Genomic DNA, 16,265 nt, shown 5'->3' with positions numbered 1-16,265 from the left:
GGCCTTTATCATTTACATCATGCGTTTGATTGGCTCGATCAGCCGATCTGCGACTTCTTGATGCGCAACCGGACCCAGCATCTCGCTTGCCGCGGATGTTTCCAATTCATCGTAAACCATACCTTCATTGCCGGCTTCAATGGCGCTTGGAGATGCAGGCACCTCCACCACTTCAGCAGCGCAATCTGCCAATTGATCCATCATTTCACGCGTCACAAAAAGTGGATCTTGCCCAAGCTCCCCATCCTCGTTCAGGACAAGATCATTGCCCGGCGCATGTTGAGCGAACCACAGCAGAATCGTTCTTTTCCCAATTTGGCCCAGCAAGAGCCGCATCCGGGCCACCCAGGCCTGTTGAAGCTCAGTTTGAACCGATTCAAATCGTGCCGGCGACACCAACAACAAACGATTAAGCATGTGTTTAGTAAAATGAAACTCTGCAAAATCAACGTCACTATAGATCGTGCTCAGCAGTTTTGACGCCCCAATGAAACGGTCATTGCGGCGCGGGTGCACGGAATAGAATCGATTTGTCATATTTGCAGCCCCCAGCACTTGCACCACGCTGACCCGGGCCTTGGACGCAGCCCCGATCACAAACGGGTCATGCGCAAAGACATCAATGCCCGCATTCAAACACCCGAAATTGACTGATGGTATGCCTGTCCCTTCTTCAACCCGGTCCGCAAAGGGTTGCGTGATGAACTTGCCATACGTCTCTGTGCCACCCAAAAACGCCACATAAGGGCTATCAAGGGAGCGTCGCGGCCCCCTAAACAGCAATTTTGACGTGCCATATCGACACGGAAGATAATCAAGGGCCCCCGGCCCCAATGCACCATAGCTCATAACAGCCACTCCTTTTAACTCACCCATGGCCAATATTTCTCAGCGGCGTTGCGATTCGCTTAAGGGGTGAATTTAACCAAAGCTTTAGCGATCTGGCGCCCTTGCGGCCCCTCCCATCAGCGCCCTATGGTATCCACAAAGCAGCAAAGGACAGGCCATGGAAATCCAGAAAATCGGTATCGTGGGCGCAGGCCAGATGGGCAATGGCATTGCACATGTGATGTCCCTTGCGGGCTTTGATGTGATGCTGACTGATGTAAGCGAGGATGCGCTAGCGGCCTCAATTGAGATCATGCGCGGCAACATGAGCCGGCAAGTCAGCCGCGGTAAGATCAGCGAAGCAGCCATGAACGATGCCCTTACACGGATCACAACAACCCCGACATTGATCGATCTGGGCAAGAGCGACCTGATTATCGAAGCCGCGACAGAGCGTGAGACGGTTAAGCAGGCGATCTTTGAGGACCTTATTCCTCATTTAAAACCCACGACGATCCTGACATCAAACACCTCGTCCATTTCCATAACGCGCCTGGCAAGCCGTACGGATCGGCCTGAAAAGTTCATGGGGTTTCACTTCATGAACCCTGTCCCAGTCATGCAACTGGTCGAACTGATCCGCGGAATAGCCACGGACGAAGAGACGTTTGCCGCCTGTAAAACAGTGGTCGATAAACTTGAAAAGACGGCTGCGTCGGCCGAAGATTTCCCCGCCTTTATCGTCAACCGCATCCTAATGCCGATGATCAACGAGGCGGTCTATACCCTGTATGAAGGGGTCGGAAATGTTAAATCCATCGACAGTTCCATGAAGCTTGGCGCAAACCACCCGATGGGCCCGCTGGAGCTTGCGGATTTCATTGGTTTGGACACCTGCCTTGCGATCATGAACGTGCTGCATGATGGGCTGGCAGATACTAAATACCGCCCTTGTCCGCTTTTGACCAAATATGTCGAAGCAGGCTGGCTGGGCCGCAAAACACAGCGTGGGTTTTATGATTACCGAGGCGAGTTCCCAGTCCCAACGCGCTGATGCGTTTTGAGATGGTGATTGGGACAGTCCCCAGAACCACTCAGCAGAGATGCAGGCATTAGTCTTTGAGAGCTAAGGTACGTGCCCGGAGCCAAGCCATGAACGCCCGCGGGTCATCAGCATGTTCATCGATTTCAGACAGCGTTATGGGCGCGCCCACAACCGGACCCTGAGGTTTGTTGCAGCTGTGCACAACCTCATGCAGCAAAAGACCTTGGCGCAGCATTGGGCTCAACTTGTTGGCGATTTGATAGGCTCGGCTATTTTGGCCCGGAAATTTCATCGGAACAACGATAGCACCAGAGCGGCGGATCATCTTTGCTGTAAAGACACTCCATTCCGCTTCAACCGCAGGACCAAACCAGGTCTCAGAAGTTGCCACAACACCAGATGGGAAAAGCGCCACCACGCCGCCAGCCTTGAGATGAGCCATCGCATTGGCACGCATTTCGACCCCTTTGCGCTGTGCGTCGGGTTCATGCGGGAAGGGCACTGGTATCATGTAACTGCCAGCAACCTCGTCGATGGACGTCAGCAACGAACGGGTCAAAATGCGGTAATCCGGTCGGACCCGTCCAATGAGATCCGCAAAAATCATGCCATCCACCATACCGTGCGGATGGTTTGCCACAACAATCACAGGGCCTTCTTTCGGGATCAGGTCCAGTTGCGACTGCGGGGTCGTCAGATCGATCCCCATTGTATCCAGTGCCGCACGCCAGAATGCCTGACCGGTCGGTGCCCCCCGCTGCTCGAATTTGCGGACCATGCGCAGAACCGTCAGCTTGCCAGTAAACAACTCCATCAGGGAAATGATGGCTGATTTCAACGGGTCCTTAAAGGTGGAGGCATAGGACAGGCTGCTGCGGTCGTATATGATAGGGTTGACCTGCTCTGTCGACGGCGCGTTCAAATCCTGCCCGTCTTTGTGGTGCGTCTCGTCCGCCAAGGTGGAAAACCTTTCGGTGAAAGCTTAGGCGTCTTCGCCAAATTTGTCGGCCACTAGCGCCGTCAGCGCTTCTGAAAGCGCAACTGCGTCAGGGCCAGATGTCTCAACGTCAATAAAGGTTCCCTTGGATGCTGCCAACATCAAAAGGCCCATGATGCTATCCCCTGACGCGCCCAAACCGTCCTTAGAAACCTCCGCGCGGGCATCAAACGCTTCGACGACCTCAACCAGCTTAGCCGACGCGCGGGCATGCAGGCCCTTTTCGTTCACAATCTTTAGTTTGAGTTGGGTCATGGTTGGCCTTGTTAATCTGCGCTGACATTTTGGCTGTCGATGTATTTTTTACCCGCTTCAAGTGCGGCGCGCACCGCATCGGGTACTTCCATTTGTCGGCTCTTTGCAAGCTTGATCAACATCGGCAGATTGGCGCCATAAATGATCCGCCTGCCAGCAGGACGGCACGCAAGTAAACTGAGGTTGGAGGGCGAGCCGCCAAATAGATCCGTCACCACGACAACGCCGTCGCCCAGATCTACCGCATTCGCAGCTGCACAAATCTCGGATTGCTTATCGGTACGGTCATGGTTGGCCTCGATCCCGATGGCACGAACGCCAGACTGTTTGCCAACCACATGCTCAATCGCCGCAAGGTATTCCTGCGCCAATCCACCATGTGCGACAATCACAATACCAAACACGTGTTATTCTGCCTCTTTACGCTCGCGGCGGTCCAGCTCGCGATGTCTAATTGACACTTGCCAGCCCTCCTCCGCAAGACGCAATGCGTGATGTTCCGCCAACGTAACAGAGCGGTGTTGCCCACCCGTGCACCCAAACGCAATGGAGATGTGGCTTTTGCCCTCATCCTGACATGCAGGCAGGATCAACAAGCTTAGGTCCAGCACCTGTGTTGCAAAGGCCTCATAACGCGGATCGCCGCGCACATGCGAGGCAACCGCCGGATCGGTGCCGTTAAGCTTGCGCAAACTAGGCTCCCAATATGGGTTGCGCAGGAAACGGCAGTCAAAAACCATATCAACACTGCGCGGCAGGCCGCGCTTGTAAGAAAACGACTGAACAGAAACCGTCAAATGGCGCGCACCGCCGGGGGCAAACCAGTGTTCCACCTCAGCGCGCAACTCGTGCACGTTCAGATCGGTCGTGTCGATCAACACATCAGCGCGGGCGCGGATCGGCTTGAGCAGCGCCTGTTCGCGGGCAATCCCCTCGCCTGGGCGATCTTCGGGGGCGAGGGGGTGACGGCGTCGGGTTTCTGAGAACCGGCGCAACAAGACATCGGTGGAGCAATCCAAATAAAGGAGTTCGCCCAAAAGGCCCTCAATTGCGTTAATCTGCCCCAACAGGTCGATGACCCCGTTGGCCGTAAAATCGCGGTTGCGAGGGTCGATCCCCAAGGCAAGTGGGCGCAATTGATCAGGCCCATCCAGCAACGCAGGCAGTAGGCGCATCGGCAGGTTATCGATGGTTTCAAACCCTGCGTCTTCCAGCACATTGAGCGCAGACGAACGCCCTGCCCCCGACGGGCCGGTTACAAGCACGATGCGTCTTGGAGTCGGCTCTTGCGTTGTCATTGGGGCTCTTTTCTACTGCCCTTAAGATAGAGCGCTACCGCTGCAGGGAAATGCGCGCTGGCAACTTTGTGAAGACAGGGAAGCGTGATGTCCAGTATGCGCTCTGTATGAGCATAGGGCAGACGCTCTTTTTCTAACGTGGATAGGTCAACAATGAGGGCAATCCGCGTTGGACCCGCATAAGGCATCCGCAAGATCCCAACGCCCCTGGCCTCTATCAGCCCTTGTATGGGCTTCGGGGCCGACGCCATCAGGATATCTCCATCGCGCACTACGTCGGTCTGGTCATCTGAGATGAGCCGCGCGCCAAGTGCCAGCAATTGAAGAGCCAACGCCGATTTTCCGGCGCCAGATTCACCACGGATCACAACGGCCTTGTCGCCCACCGCGACCGTTGTCGCATGGAGGGTTGTCTGTTTTGTATTCATCTAAGGCGCAGCAGCGTCAGATCGGCAAGCCGACAACGAACCGGGCACCCAGCGGCTCGGAGGTGATGTCCGCTTCGGTAGGACGAATGTTCTCAGCCCAAATCACGCCACCATGAGCTTCGACAATCTGCTTGGAAATCGCGAGGCCAAGCCCGGAGTTATTGCCAAAATGCTCGTCGGGACGCTGAGAATAAAAGCGCGTAAATACCTTGGTCAGCGCCTGGTCGGGGATACCGGGGCCTGTATCTTCAACCACAACCAACACGCGATTGGCCCGCTTACGCGCCCAAACGCGGATTGCGTCGCCGTCCTCGCAAAATGAAACTGCGTTGGTGATCAGATTGACGAACACTTGCGCCAGGCGTGCTTCAAGACCGTGAACGATGATCGGATCTTTCGGCATATCAACAATGAAATCGATGCCCTTGGTCTTGGCGTCTTCGCCAAGGTATTGGCCCAAATTGCCCAGCATCACGAGCAAATCAAAGGGCTCTTCTTCTTCTTTGACCAACTCGCTGTCCAATCGCGAAGCGTTGGAAATATCGCTTACCAGACGGTCCAACCGGCGTACATCATGATCGATAACATCTAGCAATTTCATCCGCTGATCTTCGCGTTTGATCATCCGAAGTGTGCCGACGGCAGACCGTAGCGACGCCAGCGGATTCTTGATCTCATGCGCCACATCAGCTGCAAATTGTTCATTGCCGTCAATGCGGTTGTAGAGCGCGGAAATCATGCCGCGCAGAGCCCCGCTCAGTCGGCCAATCTCATCCGGGCGCGCCGTCAGGTCAGGGATCCGAATGCGGCCAGGGTTCATCTTTCGGGCATCTTTGTCTCGCCCAAGTTCTGCAGCAGCGGCCAGATCGGCAAGCGGGTTGGCAATCGTTGAGGCCAACACAAGGCTAAGACCGATGCTGACAAGCGTCGCAATCACGAACATCTGGAGGACCCGCTCTCGTTCACCACGCACAAAGCGGTCAATCTCACCCGCGGCACTGGCTATTGCGATGGCTCCGACGGCTTGCCCACCCAGTTGTATAGGCGTCGCAACAGTAAACAGCGTCCCGCCAGTCTCATCAAAGTCCTTCTTGATTTGCGTCCCGCCCTCAAAGCTTTCGGAGATAAGCGGCTTTAGACGGTCTTCGATCTTGACCTCTTCACGACCACCACCGAAAGGCGCGGAGACCTTCAACCACAGCCAGCTTAAGCCGTCGGTCAGCAATGTCTTGTCCGAAGACTGAGGAACACCCTTAACGTTTTGCGTATCAAGCGCCCCCTCGGAGCGCGCGATCAGCCCACCATCTGTCCCGTAGACAAAAACTTCGATCCCGCTTCGCAGGTCCAAGCCGTCGAGTGTACTTGCAACATCGACATCTGTCTTAGCTGCCAAGTCGACGCTGCCGCTGATCGGCAATTGTGCTTCGATCACATCCGCAATCAGCTCGGCTTCGGACACCAAAGACGCCGCGCGCTGGACGGCCAAGCTGTCACGAGATGAGTTGAGGTAGAGGATACCTGCCACCAGCACATTCAACGCAATCAGGTTGAAGGTGATGATCTTGCGAGTCAGAGGAGAGGCGCGCAACGAAAACAGGCCGCGCCGCTCACGGCGCACCCTGATTTCATTCGGAGCGGCATTGTCCGGGGAGACCCAATCGTCGCCCAGAACAACATCACCATCCCGCGTAGGGGGGGCTAAATCGCGCACGAAGCTCCTCTCGGCCACGGCCACACCGCCAATTTATTCTTCGTTATATCTATAACCGATGCCGTAAAGCGTCTCAATCGCTGAGAATTCATCATCCGCTGTGCGCATTTTCTTGCGCAAACGCTTGATGTGGCTGTCGATAGTCCGGTCATCTACATACACTTGGTCGTCATACGCCACGTCCATCAATTGATCGCGCGACTTAACGAAACCGGGACGTTGTGCCAGGGCCTGAAGTAGCAGGAATTCTGTCACTGTCAGCGATACATCGTTGCCTTTCCAGGCAACCGCGTGCCGCAGCGGATCCATACGAAGATGCCCGCGCTCCATGACTTTCGTTTCTTCGGTATCCCCGACAACGTCACTTTCAACCGCATCTTGGCGACGCAAAAGCGCGCGAATACGTTCTACCAACAGACGCTGCGAGAATGGTTTTTTGACGTAATCATCGGCCCCCATGCGAAGGCCAAGTACTTCGTCGATCTCGTCGTCCTTAGACGTCAGGAAGATCACTGGCATCGCAGTTTTCTGACGAATACGCTGCAAAAGGTCCATGCCGTCCATACGCGGCATCTTGATGTCCAGCACAGCCATATCGGGCAAACGCTTGTTAAAGGCGTCTAATGCCGCCTGACCATCGTTATATGTTTCAACTTCAAAGCCTTCGGCCTCAAGAGTCATTGAGACGGACGTCAGGATGTTCCTGTCGTCGTCCACCAATGCGATTTTTGACACTGCCTGTTTCCTTGTACTGCTCAATAATGATTTATTTTTTCCAACAGTCATCACTTTCCCGCCGGCCAAATCAATCTAAAAGTGCGAATCACTTCCATGCTGTGCCCTATTTCAGCCATAATTTGGTAAGGAATGGCTAAATTGCCGCAGTTTCCCGTCAGGCTGGCAATTCGGTAGGGCTCGAACAATCCGCCCGAGTGAGGCGCATTGGTGCCGTGGAACGCACTGAATTGCCTAAGTTCGCAATGGTGGCGCTAACGAAATCGAACTGCCTGTTCATCCCACAAATCATCGTGATAAGAGGCCAATAGTACTGAATGGGACCGGGCACCGGCACCTTGATTTAAGACCCTTTAAGCGACGCGACAGGAGACACCGCATGACAAATGGACGGGTAAACCCGAACTTTAGCCTAACAGATCAAGGGATCAGCGGGCTCGGCGATGTCTACTATAACTTGATGGAACCGGCGTTGGTTCAAACAGCACTCGCCCGCGGCGAAGGCACTTTGGGCAAAGGCGGCACCTTTTTGGTGACCACCGGCAAATTCACAGGCCGCTCACCCAAAGACAAACACGTCGTCAAATCACCAAGCGTCCTCGACACCATCTGGTGGGAAAACAACGCGCCCATGACAGAGGCTGGGTTTGATACGCTGTACACTGACATGCTGGCCCACATGCAGGGTCGCGACTATTTCGTGCAGGACCTCGTGGGCGGAGCAGACCCCAAACACGCGATCAATGTACGGATGGTGACTGAGCTTGCGTGGCACGGGCTTTTTATCCGGCACATGTTGCGCCGTCCTGATCGTGATGCGCTGGACGACTTCATCGCGGATTTCACGGTCATCAACTGCCCCAGCTTCAAAGCTGATCCTAAAAAGCATGACTGCAATTCCGAAACCGTGATTGCGATGAATTTCGACCGCAAGATGATCCTGATCGGCGGCACCGAATATGCCGGCGAGAATAAGAAATCCGTCTTTACCTTGCTTAACTACCTGCTGCCGGAAAAGGGCGTCATGCCGATGCACTGCTCGGCCAACCACGCGGTAGGTAATCCTGTCGACGCGGCCGTATTCTTTGGCTTGTCTGGAACGGGCAAAACGACGTTGTCCGCAGACCCAGGTCGCACTCTGATTGGCGATGATGAGCACGGTTGGTCCAATACCGGCACCTTCAACTTTGAGGGCGGTTGCTATGCCAAGACAATCAATCTGTCGCGCGAAGCAGAACCAGAGATCTACGCCACGACAGAGAAATTCGGCACTGTGATCGAAAACATGGTCTACGATGAAGAGACCAAGGAACTTGATTTTGACGATGATAGCCTGACGGCCAACATGCGCTGCGCCTATCCACTTCACTATATCTCGAATGCCTCGGCCAAGGCCATTGGTGGGCACCCTAAGAATATCATCATGCTGACCTGCGACGCATTTGGTGTCCTGCCGCCCATTGCTCGCTTGACGCCTGCGCAGGCGATGTACCACTTCCTTTCGGGTTTCACTTCAAAGGTTGCGGGCACAGAGCGCGGCGTAACTGAGCCAGAACCCACATTCTCGACCTGCTTTGGCGCGCCATTCATGCCACGCCGCCCAGAAGTCTACGGCAATCTGCTGCGTGAAAAGATCGCGGAGCACGGCGCGACATGCTGGTTGGTCAACACCGGCTGGACGGGCGGCGCTTACGGCAAGGGATCACGGATGCCGATCCGCGCCACTCGTGCGTTGCTCACATCAGCACTTGATGGATCACTAGCAGATGCCAAGTTCCGCAAAGATGAGAACTTCGGCTTTGACGTGCCCGTGGGTGTCTCGGGTGTCGCTGACATCTTGCTGGATCCGCGCCGGACTTGGGACAATGCCGAAGCATATGATCGCCAAGCTGCAAAACTTGTTGGCATGTTCGCCGATAACTTTCAGAAATACCTGCCGTTCATCGATGATGAAGTCAAAGCGGCTGCGATCAGCTAGATACTCCACACAGATACAAAAAAGGCCGCCCAGTTGAGGCGGCCTTTTTCGTTTCAGATGTCGTTGAGGCTTTAAGCAGCAAGCGCTTCCAGATCTCGGAGTGGCATATCCAGCATGAAGCGGATGTCTTCATTGCTCATATAGACCATAAAGCCCTCAAGCGGATTGTCTTCGCCTTTGATGAACCATCGCAAGCACCCTGGCTCCGCATGCATATAGCCCTGCCGCTCAGCGAATCCCTTAAATGCAACAGGCTTTGGCATAAAGCCAATAACATGGTCTGGAGACCAGCGTTGCATCGCAAGAAGAAACGCGTACCGACCCAAGACACTTGAAAGGCCTGTTCCACGGAAACGTCCAGGTGCGCCTCCCATCCAGACTTCACCATGATAGACAACTTGCCCAGAGATGCGCTGCGCACCCGGGCCTGCGCGGTAACGTGACCGCTTGTAGTCGATGTCCAAACCAGATGGCGGAAACTGCTGGAAACCCCTGCGAAGATATTCACTCAGCGGCTTATGCTTGAGGTCTAGCAACCTAAGCGCTTGCGTATGGATGATGGTATTATCGGCATCACGCCCGACAACCCAAACGCCATTCGTTTCATCAAGCTTATGTTGCTCAGGATCAAAAGGCGCCCCAATCAAATGATCAGGTCGCCCTTCAGCGAGCAATGTTTTATACTCTTCGAAATCCGTTCCCATCGTCAGGGTTATCGAATTGCGATGTAGTATGTCTAAACTCGCAGCAATAAAGTGCGCGTCGTCGTTTACAGTATGTATGGTCATGACGAATCCCCATTAATCAGCCAAGTTACCTGATTATAGGACAGTTTTTTATCTAATGCTTCTGATTTAGTGAGATTGTATCCACATTCATAACAAGATCGGCGGGCATTTGCCGTCCGGGCGTGTCAGAAATCTCTATTTCATTGTGCCGATCGACCACAGAAACGAGCGCAAATGAACCATCTGGAAAGCTACATCCAAGAAGGAGACGCGCGTAACAGATCTGCACAGGATCCTGGTCCGGGCCACGGGGTATTTGGGTATAAATGTGGTCAACCCTTACACTGCGATCGCGCTCAACATCATGGAAGGGTTGGCTTAGGAGTCGGGCAAAATCTGCACCGCCTGGTAGCTCACCTAAGACACGCCCAATACTGCTACGCGCAGTGGCCAGCCCAAACCATGAAACATATGAAGACTCATCGCCAAGCTCGACACAAACCCACCCATTGGGCGAATTCCTAAAGACCATCACATAAGGCCGAAGCGCCTCAAAATAAGGGCTTTCAAGATCACCATTCGCCATCGTCCACGCCTTTAGCGCAGCAGCAAGCAACGGCCGGTCTGACTTCCATATGGAGTTAAGCGGCTTTTGTTGCTGATAAAAATCGCCGCCTGTCGGGAACTCGATCTTGTATTGTGGCATCCCGTTTTGATGCACAACTTGGCCCCGCATCCAGACGTTACAGCGCGCTAGAATATCCTGCGCTTCTGGTAAGGTTTGGTTTCCAGCTTCGGTAAGATGGTAGCGACGGTCATCGATCGAAAAAAGCGGCTCACCCATCATTTCTTCGAGCTGCGCGATGTGCCTCCGGACGGTCTGCCGGGTGCTGTTCAATTCGGTGACCGCGTGGCTCAAATTTAATGTCCGAGCAAGCGTCGTAAAAGAACGGATCATTTCATAAAGTAGAGGCGGCGCATGCACTTCTACAGCCTCGGTCGTTGATTCGGGTATGTTTACTGGTTCATTCATCAACCCGCACTGGAATACAAATCATACATCAAATCAACACCAATAACCCATCATCTGTATATTTTTCGCGTTAAAATGGAAAAAGTTACACAATTGCGCATTAAGCGAGAATTTAGGAAAACACCTCATAGTTGAAAAAGAGGTTATCGGTTATGTCACACCCAGTAGATGTTCACGTTGGACGTAAACTTAAACAGATTCGCACGTTGCGCCGTTTGTCGCAAACAGACGTCGCGCGGCAGCTTAATCTGTCATTCCAGCAAATCCAAAAATATGAAATCGGCTCCAACCGCGTCGCGGCAAGCCGGCTTTTTGAATTGGCTCAAATTTTTGATGTTTCGCCTGCGTATTTCTTCGATGGGTTAAACGATAACGATGAAAAGACGACCGCAAACGATCCCGGAATGGAAATCGTTACGGCGCTGGCAGCAATTAAAGACGACGCTGTTAAATCACGTATTGTGACGTTTATTGAAGACGTCTCAGGTATGACAGTCGCTCGTCAAGGCTGATTACCCCAATATACCCCGGCGGATAAGGTTGGCTCCGGCCAGCAAAAGCACGCATAACGTGGCCCGCCGGAACGTTCCTTGGTCGAAATTGTCCATAATTTTGGACCCGATCCACATTCCAACCGTCGCGGGAAGAATCATCGCGGCGGAAAAGCCCCAAGTGTCGCCACGCAGCACACCTGACCCCATATGGGCTCCGACCAGCGCCAGTGCACCAAGGCCATATACTACGCCTTGAATGCGCATCTGATCCTGCTTGGGCGTATCGAGTGCGGTCAAATAGGCCACCGTCGGAGGCCCCCATATCCCTGACAACCCACCCAATGTCCCAGCAACCATACCGAAACAGGCTTCAATTCCTTTGTTCTTTGCATCCAATTTGAACTGGTACCCAGACAATTGAAGCAACGCAAAGAATGTCACAGGAATACCGATCACCAGCAGCATCACCTGCTCAGGGAAAACCCGAACAAACTGGGCCGCTATTACCAGCATGACCCCACCAAAGATTAGAAATACCCCGAATCGTTTGGTCGATTGCCAAGCTGCAACAGGTCCCTGCCGCAGAGCTTGAATACCGTTTGTAAACAAAGTGGGGAGAATCAGCCCGGCCAGTGCGAGCTCAGGCGAGATGAATATCGTCAGACCAGAGATCAGAACCAGCGGCATCGCAAAGCCAACCACCCCTTTTACAATCCCACCAACCACGCCGACCAAAAGGGCAATGGCCAATTCTGCAGGTGTCAAAAGGGGAAAGAGCGTTTCCATACCTCCGCCTTACACCTCATCCACATGCTACGCCGCAAAAACACACGTAATTTTCAACCAAATTGTCGCGGTAAAACGTATCTTTGTTGCGCTGCACCTGCGAAAGGATTAAGCGGAACCCAAGTAAATAGGGATGATAGACATGGCACACGATGGACAGTTGAACGTGGACGCTCCAGTTGTTTTGGATGATCTGTTAGTATTGACCAAGGCGGCGCTTGGCCCGGTTGATACGGTGTTGGCCACAGCTACAGATAGTGTGCGTGCGCTTGTGTCCGATGGTGGGCGTGTTTCTGCAAGCCTGATTGAACAACACCAAACCGCTGCACATGGGCTTGCGTGGCTTGCGACCTATGCCCAAGCGCTACGTCAGATGCAGGCCTGGGCCACGCGCATGCAGGCCGAGAACCGATTCGGCGAGACCGAACAGTTGCTGCACCAGATCACATTTGGCGAATACCTTTGGCAGATCTACGGCGGCATCCAGATGAATCAGGGTGAAATCGTCCGTCTGCAGGACCTTGGTCTGGGCCAAGACGACCAGCGTGCGCTGATGGACCCCGCGATCATGGCCCTGACGCAAGGTGGCAATACCCAAGCCGCTCGCACCCGTTTGGTCGCGCTTATGCAGGAGCATTCGGCCAATATCACCGTTGGAGCGTCCGGCCTCGATGATGAGTTAGAGATGATTCGCGAGCAGTTTCGCCGCTATGCTGTCGAAAAGATTGAGCCATTTGCGCATGAATGGCACCTCAAAGATGAACTGATTCCAATGGAGGTCATCGAGGAATTGGCCGAAATGGGCGTCTTCGGCCTGACAATTCCCGAGGAATACGGCGGTTTTGGCCTTAGCAAAGCGTCCATGTGTGTCGTTTCCGAAGAACTTTCACGCGGATATATCGGCGTGGGGTCGTTGGGCACCCGTTCAGAAATCGCCGCGGAGCTGATAATCGCAGGTGGCACCGACGCGCAAAAAGCGAAGTGGCTGCCCCGCATCGCCTCTGCAGAAACGCTGCCAACGGCTGTTTTCACTGAGCCAAACACTGGTTCCGACTTGGGCGCGTTGCGCACCCGCGCGGTAAAAGATGGCGATATGTATAAAGTCACGGGCAATAAGACCTGGATCACGCATGCCGCGCGCACCCAAGTCATGACCCTGCTCGCGCGAACAGACCCGACGACAACTAACTACAAAGGCTTGTCGATGTTCCTAGCTGAAAAAGCGCCGGGAGGCGTTGCCGACCCCTTTCCGACCCCCGGCATGACCGGCGGCGAGATTGAAGTGCTCGGTTACCGCGGCATGAAAGAATACGAATTGGCATTCGACGGATTTGAAGTGAAATCAGAAAACCTGCTCGGCGGTGAAGAAGGCAAAGGCTTTAAACAACTGATGGAAACCTTTGAAAGCGCCCGCATTCAGACGGCGGCGCGCGCGATTGGTGTGGCGCAATCGGCACTCGACCTCTCGATGCAGTATGCGATCGACCGCAAGCAATTTGGCAAGTCGCTCATCAATTTCCCGCGGGTATCCTCAAAGCTTGCGATGATGGCGGTTGAGATCATGGTTGCGCGCCAGCTCACCTATTTCAGCGCTTTCGAAAAAGATGAGGGCCGCCGCTGCGACGTAGAAGCAGGCATGGCAAAGCTGCTAGGTGCCCGCGTTGCCTGGGCCGCTGCGGACAACGGTCTGCAAATACATGGCGGCAACGGCTTTGCGCTGGAATACAAAATTAGCCGGGTGTTATGCGATGCACGTATCCTCAACATCTTTGAAGGTGCAGCTGAAATTCAAGCACAGGTGATTGCGCGCCGCATCCTAGGGTGACGCAATCGTAAGCCGCTAATAACAGTCTTGGAGCGGTTTGCGTGTGCAAACCTGCGTTTGGCACCCCCAATAACCTATGATCTGAGCGACAATTCGCGCGCGACCAAATGCAAGTTGAACGGCCCTTGCGCTCTCTTGGGTGCAGGCCTAGTGAGCGGAACATGAGCACATCAAAATTGACACCCGACCGCTGGATCGCCGCTGGCTTTGATGCCCTGCAAATGCGGGGCCCTACGGCATTGGCAGCCGAGCCTTTGGCACGCCAACTCGGGACGACAAAAGGCTCATTCTATTGGCATTTCAAGGACGTACCTGCGTATCACGACGCGCTATTGCGCCAGTGGCAAGCGGAAGCTCTGGCCGAGGTGCTCGATCTTTTGCGCTCGGACGGCTCTGCTGATCAACGCTTGCGCCAGTTTGGCCGGACGATTCTGTCTGACCCGTCGGAAACGGCTTTGCGCCTTTGGTCCCGGACCACCCCGCAGGTCGCTGCAACGTTGGCCGAGGTTGATGCAGAAAGATTGACGTACCTTACCCATCTTCTTCGCCAACTCGGTTTGCGAAATCCGGCCTTTGCACGTGCATTGCTGGCCAGCTTGATCGGCCTTCCCCAACTCTCCAACGACGAAGATGCCGAAGCTGCGTTTGGCGCGCTTGTCGACACAGTGCTGGCGTTGTCTTGAAGTTCGCTGCCGCCTTGATTTCTGCTGCCGTACTAGGTGCCTGCCAAGGCGATGAAACCGTGCGCGCTTACGGGGCCGATGATCAGATTTGGACTTTGACGGAGCTGAACGGCGAACCCTTCAACGCTAAAGCAACTTTGCTTTTTCCTGAACCCGGCAGCATTGCGGGCGACGCGCCGTGCAACAGCTACACCGCCACAATGTCTGCGCCTTATCCATGGTTCGAAGCTGGCCCTATTGCTGCAACAAGACGTGCGTGTCCTGACCTCGCCACAGAGTCTGTCTTTCTGGCAGCCCTTTCAGCGGCATCATTATCCGAAGTCGCCGGCGACACATTAATATTGTCCAATCCTGACGGCCTTTCGATGGTATTTACAGCAACCGACTGAATGCCTCGATGAACCGAGCGCGCGCTTGCGGCAACGGTCGTGATCCCAAACCTTGCGCCAAATGGGTCTCTAGAAAGTATCCCGTAGTCCGAAACGCCACGGCAATCTCGGCATCGCTCGCATCGCCTTGGCCGCGCAAAACATCCGGTAACGGCAACATCCGATCCGCCCATTCCCCAGCCCCTTCGGCAGACACAGCGCGCCCAGATTTTGGGGAAACATAGATCAACTCTTCCTGTGCACCCGTCACGGCACAGGCACTCAAATCAAGGCCATGGCCCATTCCTTCGAGCAGGCTAACTTCCCAACGCAGATAGGCCAGCGGCCAAAGTTCATTTTCACCAAGCAGGTCGAGCAACGCTTCAGATCGCTGGTAGAGCGCCAAATGCGGTTCCCGTTCTGGCAGACAGAACGACAGCATCCCCGTCACCGCATTCAATCCCGCCAGCGCGAGACGGTCCGACATCACAATGGCCGCCCGGCTCCGAACCGGCTCAACAGTGAATGCTCCGATGTGGTCCTCAAGTCGGGCGCGCCACATCACATCAAGCTGCGCACCCGGCTGTAGAATGGGCGCGATCTTGCGGCTTGTCCCGCCTCGGACAATGCCTGCGTGTTTGCCCTGAGACGGTGTAAAAACTTCGATGATCACAGAAGTTTCTGCGTGGCAGCGCGTGTTCAGCAATATCCCCTGATCGCGCCACTCCATCAGCCTAACCCTTCGGCGTCCAGCAGGTGCCGCCCCGCGCGGTCCTCCACTTCGATGATCCAAAGATCAGGGTCAAACCCACGTTGCCGATTAGCAACCTCATCGATTTCCGCCTCAGCGCCTGCAGCCAGTTCGACCCACCTTCGATCGCCCGTCATCAAATCAAATGAGCGTTGAAACAAGACCGCCTGTCCGTCGAGCGTGTTCAGCTTAACCAATACCGCGCCGCCAGTATCATCCCCGTGTGCTACAACAAATCCAGGGATGTCTTGGATTCGCAAACGCGCCAAATAGGCGTCCACCCAGAAACGTGCAGTCAGACGAGGCACATGCACCCCCAGAA

19 protein-coding genes are annotated in these 16,265 nt (G+C 54.5%); 6 read left to right on the top strand and 13 right to left on the bottom strand.

Annotated features, from left to right (window positions below; all coding sequences use genetic code 11):
- Window positions 1-12: 12 nt before the first annotated feature.
- Complete coding sequence (locus C1J03_RS02945; protein WP_114883507.1) at window positions 13-849, bottom strand: DUF6473 family protein; 837 nt, start codon at window positions 847-849, stop codon at window positions 13-15.
- 157 nt (window positions 850-1,006) lie between these two features.
- Between C1J03_RS02945 and C1J03_RS02940 the strand changes: the two genes are divergently transcribed.
- Entirely contained in the window at window positions 1,007-1,882 is an 876-nt protein-coding gene (locus C1J03_RS02940) for a 3-hydroxybutyryl-CoA dehydrogenase (protein ID WP_114883505.1), read from the top strand.
- Window positions 1,883-1,940: 58 nt separating this feature from the next.
- Here C1J03_RS02940 and C1J03_RS02935 read toward each other — a convergent pair whose 3' ends face one another.
- Genes C1J03_RS02935 through C1J03_RS02905 form a run of 7 tightly spaced genes read right to left on the bottom strand, consistent with a single transcriptional unit; the run spans window position 1,941 to window position 7,297 of the window.
- Complete coding sequence (locus C1J03_RS02935; protein WP_114888814.1) at window positions 1,941-2,795, bottom strand: lysophospholipid acyltransferase family protein; 855 nt, start codon at window positions 2,793-2,795, stop codon at window positions 1,941-1,943.
- A 60-nt stretch (window positions 2,796-2,855) separates the two neighbouring features.
- The gene (locus C1J03_RS02930; RefSeq protein ID WP_114883503.1) at window positions 2,856-3,125 is read right to left on the bottom strand and encodes an HPr family phosphocarrier protein; all 270 of its coding nucleotides are present in this window, start codon (window positions 3,123-3,125) and stop codon (window positions 2,856-2,858) included.
- Window positions 3,126-3,136: 11 nt separating this feature from the next.
- Window positions 3,137-3,529, bottom strand: coding sequence for a PTS sugar transporter subunit IIA (locus tag C1J03_RS02925; protein WP_114883501.1), 393 nt, complete (start codon window positions 3,527-3,529; stop codon window positions 3,137-3,139).
- Window positions 3,530-3,532: 3 nt separating this feature from the next.
- Complete coding sequence (gene rapZ / locus C1J03_RS02920) at window positions 3,533-4,423, bottom strand: RNase adapter RapZ (protein WP_114883499.1); 891 nt, start codon at window positions 4,421-4,423, stop codon at window positions 3,533-3,535.
- Window positions 4,420-4,851 (bottom strand): HPr kinase/phosphorylase, encoded by a 432-nt coding sequence (locus tag C1J03_RS02915; protein WP_114883497.1) that lies wholly within the window; start codon window positions 4,849-4,851, stop codon window positions 4,420-4,422. Before C1J03_RS02915 ends, rapZ begins: the two co-directional genes overlap by 4 nt.
- Before the next feature lie 16 nt (window positions 4,852-4,867).
- Complete coding sequence (locus C1J03_RS02910) at window positions 4,868-6,562, bottom strand: sensor histidine kinase (RefSeq protein ID WP_114888813.1); 1,695 nt, start codon at window positions 6,560-6,562, stop codon at window positions 4,868-4,870.
- A 33-nt stretch (window positions 6,563-6,595) separates the two neighbouring features.
- On the bottom strand, window positions 6,596-7,297 hold the full coding sequence (locus C1J03_RS02905; RefSeq protein ID WP_114883495.1) for a response regulator transcription factor: 702 nt from the start codon (window positions 7,295-7,297) through the stop codon (window positions 6,596-6,598).
- Between the two features lie 379 nt (window positions 7,298-7,676).
- Between C1J03_RS02905 and C1J03_RS02900 the strand changes: the two genes are divergently transcribed.
- Window positions 7,677-9,275 carry a phosphoenolpyruvate carboxykinase gene (locus tag C1J03_RS02900; protein WP_114883492.1) on the top strand — a complete coding sequence of 533 codons (1,599 nt, stop codon included), beginning with the start codon at window positions 7,677-7,679 and terminating at the stop codon, window positions 9,273-9,275.
- Window positions 9,276-9,346: 71 nt separating this feature from the next.
- On the opposite strand, the gene C1J03_RS02895 is transcribed toward C1J03_RS02900, so the two are convergent.
- Together C1J03_RS02895 and C1J03_RS02890 are read right to left on the bottom strand one after the other, a co-directional pair.
- Window positions 9,347-10,063, bottom strand: coding sequence for a hypothetical protein (locus tag C1J03_RS02895; protein ID WP_114883490.1), 717 nt, complete (start codon window positions 10,061-10,063; stop codon window positions 9,347-9,349).
- A gap of 52 nt (window positions 10,064-10,115) precedes the next feature.
- A complete protein-coding gene (locus C1J03_RS02890) occupies window positions 10,116-11,036 on the bottom strand; it encodes a helix-turn-helix domain-containing protein (RefSeq protein WP_114883487.1) in 921 nt (306 codons plus the stop codon).
- A 152-nt stretch (window positions 11,037-11,188) separates the two neighbouring features.
- Here C1J03_RS02890 and C1J03_RS02885 point away from each other — a divergent pair, with 152 nt between their 5' ends.
- Window positions 11,189-11,548, top strand: a complete 360-nt coding sequence (locus tag C1J03_RS02885; protein ID WP_114883485.1) for a helix-turn-helix domain-containing protein — start codon at window positions 11,189-11,191, stop codon at window positions 11,546-11,548.
- On the opposite strand, the gene C1J03_RS02880 is transcribed toward C1J03_RS02885, so the two are convergent.
- Complete coding sequence (locus C1J03_RS02880) at window positions 11,549-12,316, bottom strand: sulfite exporter TauE/SafE family protein (RefSeq protein ID WP_114883483.1); 768 nt, start codon at window positions 12,314-12,316, stop codon at window positions 11,549-11,551. It abuts the gene before it with no gap.
- 142 nt (window positions 12,317-12,458) lie between these two features.
- Here C1J03_RS02880 and C1J03_RS02875 point away from each other — a divergent pair, with 142 nt between their 5' ends.
- The 3 genes from C1J03_RS02875 to C1J03_RS02865 all read left to right on the top strand — a co-directional run bounded on the left by C1J03_RS02875 (window position 12,459) and on the right by C1J03_RS02865 (window position 15,213).
- Window positions 12,459-14,141 carry an acyl-CoA dehydrogenase family protein gene (locus C1J03_RS02875; protein WP_114883481.1) on the top strand — a complete coding sequence of 561 codons (1,683 nt, stop codon included), beginning with the start codon at window positions 12,459-12,461 and terminating at the stop codon, window positions 14,139-14,141.
- 161 nt (window positions 14,142-14,302) lie between these two features.
- A complete protein-coding gene (locus C1J03_RS02870; protein ID WP_114883479.1) occupies window positions 14,303-14,824 on the top strand; it encodes a TetR/AcrR family transcriptional regulator in 522 nt (173 codons plus the stop codon).
- Window positions 14,821-15,213, top strand: a complete 393-nt coding sequence (locus C1J03_RS02865) for an META domain-containing protein (protein WP_114883477.1) — start codon at window positions 14,821-14,823, stop codon at window positions 15,211-15,213. The genes C1J03_RS02870 and C1J03_RS02865 overlap by 4 nt, the downstream gene beginning before the upstream one ends.
- On the opposite strand, the gene recO is transcribed toward C1J03_RS02865, so the two are convergent.
- Together recO and C1J03_RS02855 are read right to left on the bottom strand one after the other, a co-directional pair.
- Window positions 15,197-15,922: a DNA repair protein RecO gene (gene recO / locus C1J03_RS02860; RefSeq protein WP_114883475.1), complete on the bottom strand. Its 726-nt coding sequence runs from the start codon at window positions 15,920-15,922 to the stop codon at window positions 15,197-15,199. The two genes, C1J03_RS02865 and recO, sit on opposite strands and share 17 nt — an antisense overlap.
- Entirely contained in the window at window positions 15,922-16,251 is a 330-nt protein-coding gene (locus tag C1J03_RS02855) for a DUF1491 family protein (RefSeq protein WP_114883473.1), read from the bottom strand. The genes recO and C1J03_RS02855 overlap by 1 nt, the downstream gene beginning before the upstream one ends.
- Window positions 16,252-16,265 lie beyond the last annotated feature (14 nt).

Source organism: Sulfitobacter sp. SK012, assembly GCF_003352085.1.
GTDB lineage: Bacteria > Pseudomonadota > Alphaproteobacteria > Rhodobacterales > Rhodobacteraceae > Sulfitobacter.
Note: the sequence above shows the minus strand (reverse complement) of the source record. Positions and strands in the feature narration are given on the sequence as shown.

Bases quoted from the DNA above. Each gene is read 5' to 3' on its own strand.
- C1J03_RS02945 (WP_114883507.1), bottom strand. From the start codon at position 849: ATGAGCTATGGTGCATTGGGGCCGGGGGCCCTTGATTATCTTCCGTGT.
- C1J03_RS02940 (WP_114883505.1), top strand. From the start codon at position 1,007: ATGGAAATCCAGAAAATCGGTATCGTGGGCGCAGGCCAGATGGGCAAT.
- C1J03_RS02930 (WP_114883503.1), bottom strand. From the start codon at position 3,125: ATGACCCAACTCAAACTAAAGATTGTGAACGAAAAGGGCCTGCATGCC.
- rapZ (WP_114883499.1), bottom strand. From the start codon at position 4,423: ATGACAACGCAAGAGCCGACTCCAAGACGCATCGTGCTTGTAACCGGC.
- C1J03_RS02915 (WP_114883497.1), bottom strand. From the start codon at position 4,851: ATGAATACAAAACAGACAACCCTCCATGCGACAACGGTCGCGGTGGGC.
- C1J03_RS02900 (WP_114883492.1), top strand. From the start codon at position 7,677: ATGACAAATGGACGGGTAAACCCGAACTTTAGCCTAACAGATCAAGGG.
- C1J03_RS02895 (WP_114883490.1), bottom strand. From the start codon at position 10,063: ATGACCATACATACTGTAAACGACGACGCGCACTTTATTGCTGCGAGT.
- C1J03_RS02890 (WP_114883487.1), bottom strand. From the start codon at position 11,036: ATGAATGAACCAGTAAACATACCCGAATCAACGACCGAGGCTGTAGAA.
- C1J03_RS02885 (WP_114883485.1), top strand. From the start codon at position 11,189: ATGTCACACCCAGTAGATGTTCACGTTGGACGTAAACTTAAACAGATT.
- C1J03_RS02880 (WP_114883483.1), bottom strand. From the start codon at position 12,316: ATGGAAACGCTCTTTCCCCTTTTGACACCTGCAGAATTGGCCATTGCC.
- C1J03_RS02875 (WP_114883481.1), top strand. From the start codon at position 12,459: ATGGCACACGATGGACAGTTGAACGTGGACGCTCCAGTTGTTTTGGAT.
- C1J03_RS02870 (WP_114883479.1), top strand. From the start codon at position 14,303: ATGAGCACATCAAAATTGACACCCGACCGCTGGATCGCCGCTGGCTTT.
- recO (WP_114883475.1), bottom strand. From the start codon at position 15,922: ATGGAGTGGCGCGATCAGGGGATATTGCTGAACACGCGCTGCCACGCA.